At 42.4% G+C, this 15828-nt stretch carries 16 protein-coding genes and 1 pseudogene; 11 read left to right on the forward strand and 6 right to left on the reverse strand.

The window, feature by feature from the left end; all coding sequences use genetic code 11:
- Nucleotides 1-7 precede the first annotated feature (7 nt).
- The 3 genes from AC6I1H_RS05695 to AC6I1H_RS05705 all read left to right on the forward strand — a co-directional run bounded on the left by AC6I1H_RS05695 (nt 8) and on the right by AC6I1H_RS05705 (nt 2252).
- On the forward strand, nt 8-529 hold the full coding sequence (locus AC6I1H_RS05695; protein WP_497740004.1) for a 5-deoxy-glucuronate isomerase: 522 nt from the start codon (nt 8-10) through the stop codon (nt 527-529).
- Complete coding sequence (locus AC6I1H_RS05700; protein WP_497740005.1) at nt 498-1382, forward strand: TRAP transporter substrate-binding protein; 885 nt, start codon at nt 498-500, stop codon at nt 1380-1382. The genes AC6I1H_RS05695 and AC6I1H_RS05700 overlap by 32 nt, the downstream gene beginning before the upstream one ends.
- A gap of 99 nt (nt 1383-1481) precedes the next feature.
- The gene (locus AC6I1H_RS05705; protein ID WP_497740006.1) at nt 1482-2252 is read left to right on the forward strand and encodes an IclR family transcriptional regulator; all 771 of its coding nucleotides are present in this window, start codon (nt 1482-1484) and stop codon (nt 2250-2252) included.
- Nucleotides 2253-2372: 120 nt separating this feature from the next.
- Here the strand turns inward: AC6I1H_RS05705 and AC6I1H_RS05710 are convergent, their stop codons facing one another.
- Nucleotides 2373-2930 carry a UbiX family flavin prenyltransferase gene (locus tag AC6I1H_RS05710; protein ID WP_497740007.1) on the reverse strand — a complete coding sequence of 186 codons (558 nt, stop codon included), beginning with the start codon at nt 2928-2930 and terminating at the stop codon, nt 2373-2375.
- Nucleotides 2931-3019: 89 nt separating this feature from the next.
- Nucleotides 3020-3418: a proteasome assembly chaperone 4 family protein gene (locus AC6I1H_RS05715; protein ID WP_497740008.1), complete on the reverse strand. Its 399-nt coding sequence runs from the start codon at nt 3416-3418 to the stop codon at nt 3020-3022.
- Between the two features lie 303 nt (nt 3419-3721).
- Here AC6I1H_RS05715 and AC6I1H_RS05720 point away from each other — a divergent pair, with 303 nt between their 5' ends.
- The gene (locus AC6I1H_RS05720) at nt 3722-5311 is read left to right on the forward strand and encodes an ammonium transporter (RefSeq protein ID WP_497740009.1); all 1590 of its coding nucleotides are present in this window, start codon (nt 3722-3724) and stop codon (nt 5309-5311) included.
- A 68-nt stretch (nt 5312-5379) separates the two neighbouring features.
- Here the strand turns inward: AC6I1H_RS05720 and AC6I1H_RS05725 are convergent, their stop codons facing one another.
- Nucleotides 5380-5943: a DUF2284 domain-containing protein gene (locus AC6I1H_RS05725; protein WP_497740010.1), complete on the reverse strand. Its 564-nt coding sequence runs from the start codon at nt 5941-5943 to the stop codon at nt 5380-5382.
- A gap of 244 nt (nt 5944-6187) precedes the next feature.
- Here AC6I1H_RS05725 and AC6I1H_RS05730 point away from each other — a divergent pair.
- From AC6I1H_RS05730 to AC6I1H_RS05760, 7 genes and pseudogenes are all read left to right on the forward strand, one after another.
- Nucleotides 6188-9485: pseudogene (locus AC6I1H_RS05730) on the forward strand (UvrD-helicase domain-containing protein).
- 57 nt (nt 9486-9542) lie between these two features.
- Nucleotides 9543-10085, forward strand: coding sequence for an RNA polymerase sigma factor (locus tag AC6I1H_RS05735; protein ID WP_497740011.1), 543 nt, complete (start codon nt 9543-9545; stop codon nt 10083-10085).
- The gene (locus AC6I1H_RS05740; protein ID WP_497740012.1) at nt 10075-10758 is read left to right on the forward strand and encodes a DUF4367 domain-containing protein; all 684 of its coding nucleotides are present in this window, start codon (nt 10075-10077) and stop codon (nt 10756-10758) included. Before AC6I1H_RS05735 ends, AC6I1H_RS05740 begins: the two co-directional genes overlap by 11 nt.
- 127 nt (nt 10759-10885) lie before the next feature.
- A complete protein-coding gene (locus AC6I1H_RS05745) occupies nt 10886-11320 on the forward strand; it encodes a hypothetical protein (protein WP_497740013.1) in 435 nt (144 codons plus the stop codon).
- Between the two features lie 364 nt (nt 11321-11684).
- Nucleotides 11685-12491, forward strand: a complete 807-nt coding sequence (locus tag AC6I1H_RS05750; RefSeq protein ID WP_497740014.1) for a C39 family peptidase — start codon at nt 11685-11687, stop codon at nt 12489-12491.
- A 79-nt stretch (nt 12492-12570) separates the two neighbouring features.
- Entirely contained in the window at nt 12571-13707 is a 1137-nt protein-coding gene (locus tag AC6I1H_RS05755; RefSeq protein WP_497740016.1) for a hypothetical protein, read from the forward strand.
- A 20-nt stretch (nt 13708-13727) separates the two neighbouring features.
- Nucleotides 13728-13952, forward strand: a complete 225-nt coding sequence (locus AC6I1H_RS05760; protein WP_497740017.1) for a hypothetical protein — start codon at nt 13728-13730, stop codon at nt 13950-13952.
- Between the two features lie 10 nt (nt 13953-13962).
- Here AC6I1H_RS05760 and AC6I1H_RS05765 read toward each other — a convergent pair whose 3' ends face one another.
- The 3 genes from AC6I1H_RS05765 to AC6I1H_RS05775 form a co-directional block, all read right to left on the reverse strand.
- Nucleotides 13963-14121 (reverse strand): hypothetical protein, encoded by a 159-nt coding sequence (locus AC6I1H_RS05765; RefSeq protein WP_497740018.1) that lies wholly within the window; start codon nt 14119-14121, stop codon nt 13963-13965.
- 1 nt (nt 14122) lies between these two features.
- Nucleotides 14123-14608 carry a PIN domain-containing protein gene (locus AC6I1H_RS05770; RefSeq protein WP_497740019.1) on the reverse strand — a complete coding sequence of 162 codons (486 nt, stop codon included), beginning with the start codon at nt 14606-14608 and terminating at the stop codon, nt 14123-14125.
- A gap of 211 nt (nt 14609-14819) precedes the next feature.
- A complete protein-coding gene (locus tag AC6I1H_RS05775; RefSeq protein WP_497740718.1) occupies nt 14820-15782 on the reverse strand; it encodes a zinc-dependent alcohol dehydrogenase in 963 nt (320 codons plus the stop codon).
- Nucleotides 15783-15828 lie beyond the last annotated feature (46 nt).

Raw genomic sequence — 15828 nt, forward strand, 5'->3', positions numbered from 1 at the left:
TGAAAAAATGGGAAATTTCTTATTTAAACAAACCAATAAACAATTGGGATATCATCGAGTTATATCTCCGGAAAATACGGAGCTGACCCTTCTTTCTTACAGCAGACTTATTCTTAACAAAGATTTGCCGCAAATCACACTCGATACAAATGGAGAAGAATGGAGCCTAATATGTGCCGGAGGAAACGGCAGCGTAAATATTGAAGGCAAAAACTACCTGTTAGGAAAGCACGATTCAATCTATATACCAAGGAACAAAGAATTTCACGTAACTACCCAGAGTTTTATTGATATCATAATAGCATCTGCTCCGGTCGAGAGGGACAGTACCGTTCAGACTGTTTACTTCAAAGACCTGAAAGGGGTATCCCACGGCCTTGCAGAAACTTCTAGTCATCGAATTATATGGACACCTATCGGCAGTAATGTAGATGCTTCCCGCCTTCTTTGCGGATTTACCCTTGGCGACAACGGCCACTGGACCAGCTGGCCTCCGCATGAACACACGAAAAGGGCATCCCACCCATGAAGCCATGTTATTTTTCGCCGATAAGGTAAAAGAAAAAACCCACGGTCAGATTGAAATACAGGTCTTCCCCAACAGCCAACTCGGTGAGCAGAGGGATGCCTTAGAGGGCATGAAAGTTGGTACACTGGAAATGGCCATGAGTGCAACCGGTCCCCTAGCACAGTTTGTACCGACAATTGACGTTTTAAATCTACCCTACCTTTTCAAGAGCTTAGACCATATGCACAATGTCCTTGACGGAGAACCGGGTAAAAAACTTGCTGAAGATATTGAAAAAAGCGGATTTAAATTTCTTTTCTGGATGGATTCGGGTTCAAGAAACATCATCAACAATAAACGCCCCATCAATAAACCTGAAGATTTAAAAGGCCTAAAGATTCGCGTTATGACCAGCAATCTCATGGTCGATACTCTGAATAAAATGGGAGCCATAGCAACTCCAATGGGCCAGGGTGAAGTTTACAGTGCTCTTCAGCAGGGAGTTCTTGATGGTTGGGAAAACAATCCTCCCACATTATTGACTTTGAAATTGTATGAAGTCTCAAAATATTTTTCCTGGACGCGTCATTTCATGATACCAGACGTGGTTTTGATGAGTAAAAAAGTTTACGACAAACTGACTCCAGAACAGCAGCAGGCTATAATAGAATCAGCAAAAGAGGCTCAGGCAAAGCAAAGAGAACTTTGGGCAAATTATGAGGAAAAAGCGGTGGAAGAATTGAAGCAAAAGGGCATAATATTCAATGAAGTGCCGGACATCACACCCTTTGCCGAAAAAGTAAAACCTGTCTGGAAAACATATACGGATAAATTCGGTACACAACTTGTTGACATGATTCAAAATACCAAGTAAGATATAATTGATGAAGTTTGAATATATGGCGGGTAAATAAATTACCCGCCATTTTCTAAAATTTTATATCATCATTTTTAAATGGATGTGATTTAATTCATGCAAATGCGCGAAGATACAATGAGATCTTGTAGCAGGACTCTCAGAATACTGGAACTGCTTGCATCAGGTAAAGAAATGGGTGTAACCGATATAGGGAACGCAGTGGGTCTTCATAAGAGCACGGTCTATCGTTTTCTTGACACGCTGGTAAAAGAGGGTTATGTCATTCAGAACCCCGAAACAGAAAAATACAGGCTAAGTTTCAAGGTGCTAAGGCTGGGTTATAATCTACTTTCAAACATGGACCTTCGAAACACTGCCCGGCCCTTTATGGAACATCTTGCCCATGTTACAAAAGAAACCATATACCTCACTACCTTAGATGATGGTATGGTGTTATATCTCGACAAGGTGAATCTCACTGAAAATCTGCAGACCTTTCACAAAGTGGGGGATAAGAATTTCGTTCACAGTACTGCTATCGGTAAAGTTCAGGCTGCCTTCCTGCCGGAGGATAAAGTAGATACCATAATAAAGCGGTGGGGATTGCCTCAACGCACGAAAAATACGATAACAGATCCTGATCGTTTCAAAAAACATCTGGTTGAAATAAAGCAATGCGGTTATGCTATAGACAATATCGAGGCAGAAGATGATGTCAGATGTGTAGCCGCCCCCATCAGGGATTACACAGGAAATGTAGTGGCAGGCCTCAGTATATCAGGCCCTGCTACTCGCATGACATTGGAAAAGATAAAAAAAGAGCTGGTTCCAATAGTAGTCGAAACTGCTGATGACATATCAAGAAAACTGGGATATGAAAAATAAACAAAAAACATAAATTCGGCAAATTAGTCTTTTAGTTTTAGATGCGCCTTAAACAGGGCGTTTTTATGTATAAGTATCTATAAGGCAAGATTCTATTCTGAAAAAATTAAATTTTGCTTACTATGAACTTCGCCATCGTTTTATATGTTCCGTTTCCACGCCAAAGTATTGCAAAGCTTTTGCCGCCGTTTGATTCACAATATCATCCACCGTTGTGGGCTTGGTATAAAACATCGGCACCGGAGGCATTATTATTACCCCCAGGCGGGATAATTTCAGCATATTTTCCAGGTGTATGGGCGAAAGCGGCGTCTCTCTAGCCATAAGCAGCAGTCTTCTTTTCTCCTTGATGGTCACATCTGCTGCTCTTGTTATGAGGTCATCGGCAAAACCCATGGCAATGCCCGCCAGGGTCTTCATGCTGCAGGGCGCCACTATCATACCGTCGGTTTTAAATGAACCGCTGGCAACCACAGCCGACAGGTCGTTTACATCGTGGGAGAAACTTGCCATTTTCTCCACTTCCGCCACCTTATATCCGGTTTCTTCCTCGATGGTGAAACCACCCCATTTGCTCACAATAAGGTGCGTTTCGACGTTCTTTTTCTTGAGCTCTTCCAGTATTCTGATGCCGAAAATTGCTCCCGATGCGCCTGTAATGGCTACTACCAATCTCATGTCAATCCCTCCTGATTAAGCGCAGCTTTATCCAAAGTCTGCCATAAATATACTTTTAAGCGGGAAGGACGCTGCGCTAATCTTTCGGATTAGACGATGTTTTCTTTGGGTTTTTCAAGACTCATTGCTATAATTTTCGTCAACTCCCGCCCATTTCTTATAATCTTATCAATTTCCTCTTTTGTAGCATTGTCAATATGTATCCCGCATGTAACGACAACAACCTGATTCATCTTTTTGCATATTTCTTCTGCCATCGAAACCGCAACGGCATCATCCATGTGCCCCGGGATATTGATCACAGAAGTGGTGCAGCTTATACTGCCATCACCTTTCAAGCTCGGCCTGGGCTGGCTCAAGACTATCGTCCCTATGTGGGGCTTTTCGCCGCCTCCCACATACACATTTATCCCATCTTCACTTCTTGTAACCGCTGCCTGCAGGCAGAACTTTCCCTCGCCATATCTTTCAAAAAATATTTCAATCATACGCAACACCGTTTTTAATTATATCATTACAAAAACCCGATGTAAATTTTTATGAAATGTTAGCTTTTTTATTTTTATGTCAGGTTTAGAAAATTAATTCTGACATTTTGTTGACTTTTTTAAGTAAGAGATATATTCTATAAATCAATATAAAAACAATTTATCAAACCTTACATTATATCTTAAAATCTTGACATTTGGAGGTGATTTAAGATAGATTTTGTATATTTTATTAAATTTTTCTCAAGGAATTCTGTTGGACCGCAAAATTTCACTATATTAAAAAAAAGGAGCGTGGATAAAATGACAAAAAAACTGGTTATCGTGCTTCTCCTTGCAATAATTTGTTCTATCGTTCTGGCAGCGGCAGTCCTGGCCGATGGGCAGGACCCGGCGGGTGTCAATTACGGTACCGTCAATGACATAACCGCCGCCGATGCCGGCAATCCAACCCAGCAAGAAATAATCACCCAGGTGGCGAAAAATAAGATCGGTATCAATTATGTATGGGTCATGCTGACGGCGTTTTTAATATTCTTCTTCCAGGCGGGATTTGCCCTTGTGGAAACAGGATTTACCCAGGCAAAAAACGCCCTCCATACCATCGGCATGAATTTAATGGTTTTCGTGGTGGGAACCATCGGTTTCTTTCTTACAGGCTTTGCCTTCATGTTCGGCAATGCCGGAGGGTTTGCCACTCTTGGAGGACCTCAGGTCTTAAATAGTGGTCTGAGCTTAAATGGATGGAATCTGCTGGGATTGAAAGGTTTTCTTCTCAGCGGTGCGGCATATGATGCCAGCATATATGCCATGTTTTTCTTCCAGATGGTGTTTATGGACACCACCGTCACCATTCCCACCGGAGCCATGGCGGAGCGCGTAAAATTTCTGGCGGTGGTCATAGCTTCTTTCTTCATTTCAATGTTTTATTACCCCATTTACGGCGGCTGGGTATGGGGCGGTGGATGGCTGGCCCAGCTTGGAGCAAAACTGGGGCTTGGCAATGGAGCCATCGACTTTGCAGGTTCCGGCGTGGTCCATGCCATGGGCGGTATGCTGGCCCTCGCAGGCGCCATTATCATAGGTCCCAGGATCGGCAAATTTAAAAAGGATGGTACTCCCGTAAATATCCCCGGCCACGACATACCTATGGCGGTACTTGGAACCATAATCCTGTTCTTCGGCTGGTTCGCTTTTAATGCCGGCAGCACTCTGAGCGGTACCGACTTTAGGCTGGCCGTGGTTGCTACCAACACCATGATAGCCGGAGCAGTGGGCGGCTTTACGGCTATGGTATATATGTGGATCAAGACCGGCAAACCCGACATTGCCATGACATGCAACGGCGCACTGGCAGGTCTTGTGGCCATAACAGCCCCCTGCGCTTTTGTAAACGGCGTATCGGCATTTATCATAGGACTCGTAGCTGGAATCCTGGTATGTGTTTCGGTAGCTGTAGTTGAAAAGCTCAAAATCGATGATCCCGTGGGCGCCTTTTCGGTCCATGGAGCCAACGGCATATGGGGCTTAATAAGTGTGGGTCTTTTCGCCGACGGCACATATGGAGCCGGCTTAAACGGAGTATCTTCTGCCGTCACCGGTCTGTTCTACGGCGGAGGCTTCGGGCAGCTTGCAGCCCAGCTCATAGATGTGGCAGTTGTAATCGTTTATGGTTTTGGTTTAAGCTATCTCTTCTTCAAAGTACTCGATATGATCATAGGTCTGCGGGTGAAGGCAGAGCATGAAATTTCCGGCCTTGACCTTCCTGAAATGGGCGCTCTTGCATATCCTGACTTCCAGTTGGTGCCCAGCCTTCATGTCACCGGCAGTTTAAAGAAAAAGGTCGGCTATGAAGCACCCGACACCGAACGGAAGGTAGCGGTCGAAGCTTAATTTAACATCGTTATTCCTCCCCATTAATATATATGTATAAAGCCCGGGTTCCCCCGGGCTCTTTATTTTCAGTTTATCAAAATCAATCCGGTCCATACGATAGTATCGACAGAAAACACCACTTCCAAGCCTATGTTCCTGCAGGTGGCGATCACATCTATGCCCAGAGCTTCCATTGAAGGCCTAGCCTTCTCCGGCTTTACGCATACTAGAGTCTTGGGACACTCCTTGCATAATTTGCAGGGCCCTCCAATCAGACCTGCAGCAAAGGGGAAGCCGAGAGAAAAAGCCTTTTTCTCTATTTTATAGACGGCATCGTGTAGCTTTAGGGCCAGTTCATCCGTTTCCGGCTCCCAATTTTTTATATCATGCACCTCAGCCTTCATTTGAACCACAAGAGCTAGAAAATAGCTCGAAAGAACCTTGCGAAACTCGTCAACGCTCGGCGTATTAGGAGGACACTTCAGATTTTTGCCGTAGTTCCGGCATCCCGATTGGGCACACTGAAACCTGACCCTGTCGTCAACTACAACGCTTTTTGCATGTATCAGTTTTGCTCCCGATATCCCTTCGATATTTAGAGCAAAACCAAGCAGCTCTTTTGCCTTTTCTATCTGTTCAAGGAAATCCATAAAGTCCCCTCCAAAATATAATTTTTTACTTTGCTTTTGTAATTAGTCAACCTTGTCATACCTTTCCCAATAAATGCTAAATATAATATACCATAAAGATAAATTTGTAACAAATGGTAGGTGTATAACTCAAGATGCTTATTTTAGAGAAAATGAAAAAATTTATATCATTGCCCAAGTGTGGTAAAATAGGTCTAAGTCTAAAAACTAGTCTAAGTCTAAAAACTATATGGGGTGTATCAAAATGTTCATCGCCGATTTTCACATACATTCGAAATACTCAAGGGCCACAAGCAGGGATTGTGTCCCGGAAATGCTCGAGTTGTGGGCGAGGCGCAAGGGCATCGATGTCGTCGGAACGGCTGATTTTACCCATCCGGCCTGGCGGGAAGAATTGAAGGAAAAGCTTGTGCCTTCTGGGAAGGTTTTTACATTTTGAAAGATGAATATTGTATAGAAGATAAAGTAGCGGGATGCATCTTTAAGTCCGGATTTGTAGTTTCCGCTGAAATCAGTTCCATTTATAAGAAAAACGGCAGAGTGAGGAAGGTCCACAATCTTATAATCCTTCCCGGACTGGAGCAGGCCGAATCCCTGTCTCGCCGTCTGGAAGCAGTAGGAAACCTACATTCTGACGGCAGGCCAATACTGGGCCTTGACAGCAAGGTCTTGCTCGAGATGGTGCTCGAGGTATGTCAGGATGCCATATTTATCCCTGCTCACATTTGGACCCCTCACTTTTCTTTGTTCGGAGCATATTCGGGTTTCGACGACATCTATGAGTGCTTTGAGGACCTTACCGGATATATATATGCCCTCGAAACCGGGCTTTCTTCGGATCCTCCTATGAACTGGCGTCTTTCCGCACTAGACCGATTCCCCCTAGTTTCCAATTCGGACGCGCATTCGCCCTTGAATCTGGGGAGAGAGGCCAATATATTTAATGTAGAAATTTCCTATAACGGAATTTTAAGGGCTTTAAAAAAGCACAAAACCAATGAATTCTACGGCACTATAGAGTTTTTCCCAGAAGAAGGCAAATATCACTACGATGGGCACAGAAAGTGCAACGTCTGCTGGAGTCCTTCCGTCACAATATCCTCAGGAGGAATATGCCCTGTATGCGGCGGAAGGATCACAGTGGGGGTGCTTCACCGGGTCGAAGCCCTTGCAGACAGGCCTGAAGGATTCAGACCATCGGCTGCAAAACCTTTCGAAAGCCTTGTTCCTCTTCATGAGGTAATAGCCTCCTCGCTCGGATGTTCCCCATCAAGCAAAAAGGTCCAGAATAAATATATGGATATGATTCAATCTCTCGGGCCCGAATTTTACATACTCCGGAATGCTCCATTAAAAGATATAGAACTTTTAGCAGGATTGCATATAGCTGAAGGAATCCGAAGGCTGAGATCCGGGGAAATTGAAATTGAGCCGGGATATGACGGTGAATACGGCAAAATATGAAATTAACATGCTTTCAGGCCAGTTGTGTCTTAAAGGGATCATGCCCGTCAGCATCGAAAATAATAAGATTTCGGCAGACAAAGCCAAATCGGCGCAATTCTTAGTCGGTTGCTGTTCGCCAAACGATAGCATGGACGCTGTTAAAGCCGCTCCCTCAGATATTCTCTATGGTTTGAACCAGGAGTAGTGGGAAGCCGTTTCAACCTCCAGTAATGCAACTGCGGTGATTGCAGGCCCGGGAACCGGAAAAACAAAAACCTTGGTTTGCCGTATCGCATACCTTATCGAAAAATGCGGTGTAAATCCCTTCTGCATAACTGCCGTCACATTTACAAATAAAGCCGCAAATGAAATGCGCACACGCCTGAAAGAACATTTTGGGGAAGGGCATAAAGCAAGCTCAGCAAACAAGGTACCTTTTATGCCATATGCCTTCAATTGCTATCTAAATGGAAGGATGCAAATAACTTAACCATAATCGATGAGTATACTGCTGTTTCAATAGTTGAGGAGATATTAAAAAACCTAGAATTGAGAATTTCTCCATGGGATGTTATTAAAGGTATATCACTTATTAAAAACGGTATAGCCGGGTCAAAAGATTCTAAATCAATTATTCCCCCTGATATATACGATTCATACTGCTCACAGCTTAAAAGGTATGGTTTAATGGATTATATATCCTTATCGAAGTGCTTCGCCGATATGAGGACAACAATACATCGGATATAGCGGAAAATGGCGAAGAAAACTGCTTTACACACTTGCTGGTGGATGAATTCCAAGATATAAACGGCATACAATACAACCTGATAAAAGAATGGAGCAAAAAAAGCAAAAGTGTTTTCTTTATAGGAGACCCCGATCAGTGTATTTACGGTTTTAGAGGTTCGGATTTTCGTTTTTTTGAAAGGCTTAAACAAGATTTCCCCGGCATCCGTTCCATCCGGTTTACTCAGAATTACCGTTCAACGCCTGAGATAATCGCTTCCGCCAGATCGGTTATAACAAAGAAAACAGCAGGCAAAACTCTTCCTCTTAATGCAAAAAGGGAAAGCGGTTCAAAAGTTCGCCTAATTAAAGCCAATGATGAATTTGCAGAGGCTGTATTTATTGCAAAAGAAATAAACCGCATGGTCGGCGGCATCGACATGCTTGAGGCTCATGCGCTTTCAGACCCTGATAAAAAAAGGCCTGTTGCAAGGTATACAAGGGGTTTCTCCGACATCGCCGTATTATACCGCACCAACCGCCAGGCGGGCATCCTGGAGCATGCCTCTTATAAGGAAGGAATCCAGTATGTGGTGATGGGGCGGGACGAATTCCTTTTGGACAAGCCCGTGCGTGAAGCAATCGCCTTTTTCAGGTTTTTGCTCAACCCCGGGGATATTGCTTCACTATTGTTATGCCTCAAGGCGGAAAGCATATCTTCGGCGGACCTGAACCAAAAAGTCCTGGAAAGTTACGCTGCAGGCGAGAAAAGCGTATCGGCCCTCTTGAGGATAATGGAAGGGGTCCGGTTGCCGCCGCATAAACCGGACAGACTCCGGAATTTCATGGAAATGTTGACAAAATATGAACCTATCATCAATAAAGAAAAGCCGTGGAAGATTATGGATTCCTGGATCAACGACAACAGCCTGTCAGGCCTGAGGTGCATGGAACTGCTTTTAAATACGGCTGTTATGTATGACGAAATGTCTTCCTTTATTCAAAACCTTGTGCTGGGACGCGAGAGTGATGTGGTCCGCAGCGGCAGCAAGGCGTATTCTCCGGATGCGGTATGGTTGATGACCATACATGCGGCAAAAGGCCTTGAATTTCCCACAGTTTTCATATGCGGCGTAAACGATGGTATGATTCCTTTAAGGAACAGCCGCTCCGGCTTTGATATGGACGAGGAGAGACGGCTTTTCTATGTCGGCATGACAAGAGCACGGGATGAGCTTGTGCTTCTGACGTCCCATGCTCCATCTCCTTTTATTGGCGATATATCCGAAGATCAGCTTATGACCGAGAATGCCCTGCCACAAAAGCATGTCAACCAATACAAGCAAGCCAGCCTTTTTGAGATATGAAGCATGTTTATCTTAATAAGCTCACATCTTTTGGTTTAGCTATGGAGAGGATACAATTTGTTAGTCTATTTGTCAATAATCGAAACCGAGGGAGACAAAAATAAATTTGAGCTTATTTATGAAAAATACAGAAAGCTTATGTTTTATGTAGCCAACCAGATTTTAAACGATGAGTATCTTGCGGAAGATGCGGTCCATCATACTTTTATGAAAATAATCGAGCACTTGGATAAAATTGGAGAAGTTGATTGTCACAAAACTAAGAGTTATATTGTTACTATGGTAAAGAACCATTCCATTAATCTTTATAAGCGGCGCAAAAAGCACCCAATGGTTCCTCTTGAAGAAATACAATATAATACGACAGATAATGCCTTCCCCTATCAGGATCAAGAAATGGATTGTCTTACAAGAGCTGTTATGAAACTTCCCGTTATATACAAAGATGTATTGAATCTAAAATACGTCCAAGAGTATCCAAACGCAGAAATTGCCGAAATGCTGGATATTTCCGAAGCGACAGTCAGAAAAAGGCTGGAGCGGGCAAAAAATAAAGTCCGGCAAATTCTGGAGAAGGAGAAACAGTCGGATGGCCTTTGATTTTACTGATGAGATGTTAAAAAAAGCGGTCATCAAAGCTGACCGGTATGAAATGGATGCCTTACCATCGGACGAACAGATTGAACATAGATTTTCGCATAAATTCCAGGAAAATATGAAAAGACTGATTCGGCAGAGCAGAAGAAATACATTAGCCAATAGGCTAAAGACCGGAAATAAACGATTAGTTGCGGGTTTTGTTGTGATGATAATGCTTTTCGCATCCGCAATGAGTGTATCAGGCATGAGGCTAAAAGTTTTTGAGTTTATAACGGAGATGCATGAAAAATACACCCACATATTTTTTAAGGAATCACAACCTTCCCAAACAAGCAATGAAGATTTTACAGTATACATGCCAACCTATATTCCGGAAGGTTTTAAACTGGTCCACAAAGATACGGATGGAGCCGTTTTGCTGGAATATGAAAAAAATAATGATTTCATCTCCTATGAGCAGACACGCCTCGATGAAATTTCCATGCACATTAATACTGAGGGAGTTGAGCTGGAAGAATTGAAATTTAACAACTTACCCGCGAGATATTACTCCAATCAGGGAGTGCAAAACCTCATTTGGTATGATGATCATTATATGTACACCGTATCTTCGACTTTGGACAGAAAGACGGTCTTTAAAATAGCCGAAAGTGTTAAACTCAAAGAGAATTAGAATTTCTGCCACCAAAAATCCCAATCTGAAAATCGGTAAAAATAATTTGAAAAAACTAGTATTCCTGTCACAAAAACCCTCCTTAATTTGTCCCAATGGTTAGAAGACAAATTAAGGAGGGTTTTTCATGCTGTCAAAAAAAATTATATCTCTTGGAGCATGCGTTTTACTCTTGCTTTCAATCCAGGTAACGGCATTTGCTGTCGGCAAAATGCCGCCGCCTGCAGCAGGCTATCAAATTCCTGCACTGCGCTATGTTTACATAAACAAAGTGAGCAGTACGCTGACTATCTCATCAGATGGAGCGGCGACTATTAAGGGATATGTACAAAAAACACCGTCGGGTAAAAGCATTCGGCTCACCTCAACTCTCGAACGTTATTCAAACGGATCATGGTCTGCCATAAAAAGCTGGTCGAAATCCTCTACTTCTTCATCGGCTTCCATATTAGAAACCTGCCAAGTTTCCAAAGGCACGTACAGAGTCACTACATCCTATACCGTAAGTGGGACAAACGGTTCTGAGTCCGGTACTGTTTATAGCAAAAACGTAACTTATTAGAGCCTGACCTTTTGAAGGATATAAGTCCATAAAAAATTTTTTAAAAAATGTGTGATTTTGGCAATCTAATGTAATGTTATATATGAAGGGATAAATTTTATCATTAGCAAACACTCATCCCTTTGAATTGCATTAGAAATAGTGCTAGAGGGAGGTGAACCTATTGGCTTTTTACCAATTATCCCGAGAGCCCCCGCAAACAAAAAAGTAATAGTGGATTTGGCAGCCAACCGGGTACCGACCCCATAATCGCGTGCCCCTGTTATGCCGCCCATAACCACTATTACAACTCCATTAAACCATTTTTTGGGTTCGTATTCAAGTGAAAAAAATTTCATCTTAAAAATTACAGGAGGAAACCGATATGAAAAAAACAGTCAATTTTCTTATTATGGTCGCTATGATAATCTGCCTTTGTACAATGGCCTTTGCTGCTACTTTTGATGTTGAATATGATATGGATTCTTCGGACGGTAAAGGAGCAAGGGATAGCCCCCCTGCGGATTATACCCAAGAAGATGCCATGCAAACAGAAAGAGAGGCAAAAGAAAAAGACGCTCAAATACTCAAGTGGATGGAGGAAAACAGGGGACAAAGAATGAAGGGAATTGACGATGTTGAACGCTATACCATTCGTGTATCATATTTGCCCCAGGAAACGACTTATTGGTGCGGACCGGCAAGTGTGCAACAGAGCTTGAGCTTCCACAAACGCGAGAGTGATTCTTCAGAAAAACTTCCAAGTCAATCGACCTTAGCCAAGAAATCCAATACCACGAAAGAGGGCGCCTGGACTGAAAATCTTAAAAAAGCCATAAATGCATACGCAAAGACATACGATTTTGGCAAATGCGTAGCAGACGATGTTAGTTCCGAAGAAATCTTGGAACGCAGAATCAAATATGCACTGTCCAATCGTTCGAGCGCTCCCATATTATTGATTGAAAGAAGTGAACTATCAAGATATGAAGGAAAAGGAGGTCACCATTATGTGACCGTATCAGGATATTACTATGAATATGCCACTGGAGAGAAGAGGATCAGAGATGTGGACCCTGACTGGAGAGAAGAAAAATATGGTGGTTCTAGATGGGATCCTCTAAATGAGATATTTGATGCGGTTTGTGCAGTGGAAGACAGTGGTAGTGGCAACAAAGTTATGCTTTATTGAAAAAAACATTTATAACAATAAAAGGTTGGAGTTTGACGGCTTTACCGTCAAACTCCGCCTAATAGTTTGGGAGGTAAATATGAAAAAGAACTTGATTGCTCCTATCCTATTACTGGTAGTGTCAATAATACTGGTTTCGGCCTTGCTTATAAAAACATACCCCGGCAAAACCGGTTTAAAAACAGCCGGAAGAGATGATTCGCATAAAGAGGTCACGGGATATCAGGTAAAAAAAATAATATTTCCTTTCCGACACTTCATCACACCGCAATTGGAAGGCGATAAGATATATGCCTGCATTTCCGACGACAAAAAACACGGTTCTCTGAATAAACTCATAGAATACGACATCAAAACCGGGGATTATAAAATACTGTTTGAAACGGAATTTTCACCGGCTGCCCTGCAAAACCTCATGATGAACGAAAAGTGGATGATATGGCTGGATACCACCATGGATTGGGGAAAATTAAAACTCTACAGGAAAAGGCGCAAGGATAACGATGTCAAAGTCATATATCAGATGGACTCCACTTTTTCAAATCTTGATACGCCCTATCTGTACAAAGATTATGTGTGCTGGACCTCGTATGATGCCGAAAAGAACGTGGCGAGACTAAAATTATACAACCTTGAGACCGACGAAATGGAAGATATCTATGAGTTTAAATTCGACTCCCACTATAACGCCCATCCCGAGATGAACGACGGCAAGCTTGTGTTTATTGACCATGTGGATGGCCGAGGAATTTACCTGGTGCTGGATTTGGAAAGCAGAAAATTGGATACATACGAATCCAAGTTCAATTACCCGGCCTTTGCTTCTTTTAGCCGCAACAAGATTTTTTCAAAAAACCTCGATGACTATAGAATATGGGACGATAAAAATTTCGGGGTATACTACATAAACACAGGGGAATACACGCAAATCAAACCGCAACTGCCCGAATTGCCTGATTCCAAGGCAAAGTATTCGAGAACTAAACTTTTCAGAATCAAGGATGATGTGATGGCAGTAGAAGTCCATGTCATCAATGAAGATAGAGTAGACTATATGGAACTATATAAGATAAGCGATGACGGTATCAAGAAGATAGGCGATACTCTGCGGATAGAAGGCTTAAGAGACTTCGACTTTTCACCGGGGGGAGAATTGATAATAGGCGCCAATTCCGGCAACGATACCTCGGAACTTTATATCGTTAGTTTTGATTGAATGGGATGGTGGTGAATAACATGAAGACCATCTCTGCACTCAAACTTATTGCAGCCTGTTTCTTATTAACCGTATTGCTTTTCACAGTTGCTTCCTGCTACTCCACTACAACTGATGAGATAGCTTTTATTGATGGGAACGGCTTGATAGCAATCGCTGATTCTTCGGGAAAACATGTCCGCCAATTGCCTAACAGTCATAAAGCCAGCTCCCTGGCATGGTCTCCCGATATAGATAAATGTTAATGGTTATATTTTATACTATTGCCTTTTTGTTACTCATTATTTTTAATTTTGAACGTGATGCGCGTTCTTTTATGCTTCTGATATATTCATCTCTGGTCATGTTTTTAGTTTTTTCATAATGCCTTTCTCTTATTTCATGTATTTCTTTCATCGCCTTGGATTCCTTCACTTTAATCACCTTCCTCCGCTATTAATATAACTTCAGGCGTGATAATCTCAATTTCTCCATAACCCATAAATCTATTAATCCCATTAACGCCTAATATTGTCTTTAGTTTCACAATATGCTTAAAATTCCAAGATACTATAGCATTACATCCCACTACAGAAGCAGCAGCAACATGAGTCGCATCATCTATGCATTTGCTTGAAAAAACACCTTCGACTATATACTTCTCAGCTAAAGCAGCAATTTCATCATTGATTTCAACAAGCTCCAAAGGAGCTTTATCCATTTTCCGCATTAAAAATGATTTTTTCGGTTCAGGACACTCTTCAATTTCAGCGACAACCAAATCCGAAATATAAACTATATATTCTTCATGTTGCTGAATATAGTCCCAAAACTCAAGAGTCTTTGCCATTTTCTCCGGCACATCATCAGCTTGCAGATGACTGATTACCGATGTGTCCAAGTATATTTTCAACTTTTTCATCTGCTTCTATCCGCCTTCCATGATATTATTATACCCGAAAAACGAAGAAAAGGAAACCGGCTACAGTCAATTTTTGACTTTTCACTCAAAATATTTATTCGACACAAAATAAATAATTCCTGCTATATTTAGCATATATTGACGGCGCACCTACAAAAAAAGCCCGGACGATAATGCCGGGCTTAACCGCAACGATATTCAAACTGCTCTTTTATTCTTCTTCGCTCATTTTAACAACAATCCTGTAGTTCTTTGGATCCACAGCCTTCCGGAACGCTTCTTGGACTTTTTTAAATGGAATTACTTCCGAAATTAACGGTTCCGGCGTTATTATCCTTGATGACAAAAGTCGCGTGGATTTTTGAAAATCCGATGTGCTGGGACTCACGCTGCCGGTGATTGTTATTTCACTGTTGTGGATCCAATCCGGGCTAATGCTGATCGGGCTATCGGGGTGCTGGGAACTATAGAAGATCACTCTGCCTGTTTTTCCCGCCATTTGCGTGGCTTGCTGAGCTACTTTGCTTATCGCGGTAGTGTTTATAACTACGTCGGCGCCCCGGCCTTCGGTCATTTCTTTAATTTTTTCTATCGGCTCTTCCTCCTGAGTGTTGAAAGTATCATCAGCGCCCAATACCTTCGCCAGTTTGCGCCTTTCTTCGCTCACCTCGCTTACTATTACTCTTGCGGCTTGTTTCTTGGAAAGCATTATATGGAAGAGCCCCATAACCCCTGCTCCGATTACTACCACGTCGTTTCCTATCTCTATATGAGCTCTTTCAATGCTGTGTATAACACAGGCAAGCGGTTCCGACAATGCTCCGACTTCAAAGGCCAAATCATCTGCTAGTTTAAACAATTTGGTCGGCGAAACAGTTAAATATTCACTCAGACCTCCTGTTCCGGGTATCGCCAGCCCGTTCTGCCTTTTTTTACCTATCATTTCACAGAGGTTTTGTTCTCCCATTCTGCAGTAGTAACATTCTCCGCAGGTTTCCAGGAGTCTTAAAGCAACCTTCTGACCTTTTTTCCATCTGTTTTCATCCACATCTTCACCCAGTTCTTCTATTATTCCCGATACCTCATGTCCACCTATAAAAGGAAAAGGGACATGGGAAACGCCTTTAAATATTCTTTGTTCCCAGGTACATAAGGCACATGCCTTGACCTTAATTTAATCTTTGCCTCCTTTTTAAACCTTACAAAAAACTTTATCAAAG

The organism is Biomaibacter sp. TOL (genome assembly GCF_059717795.1).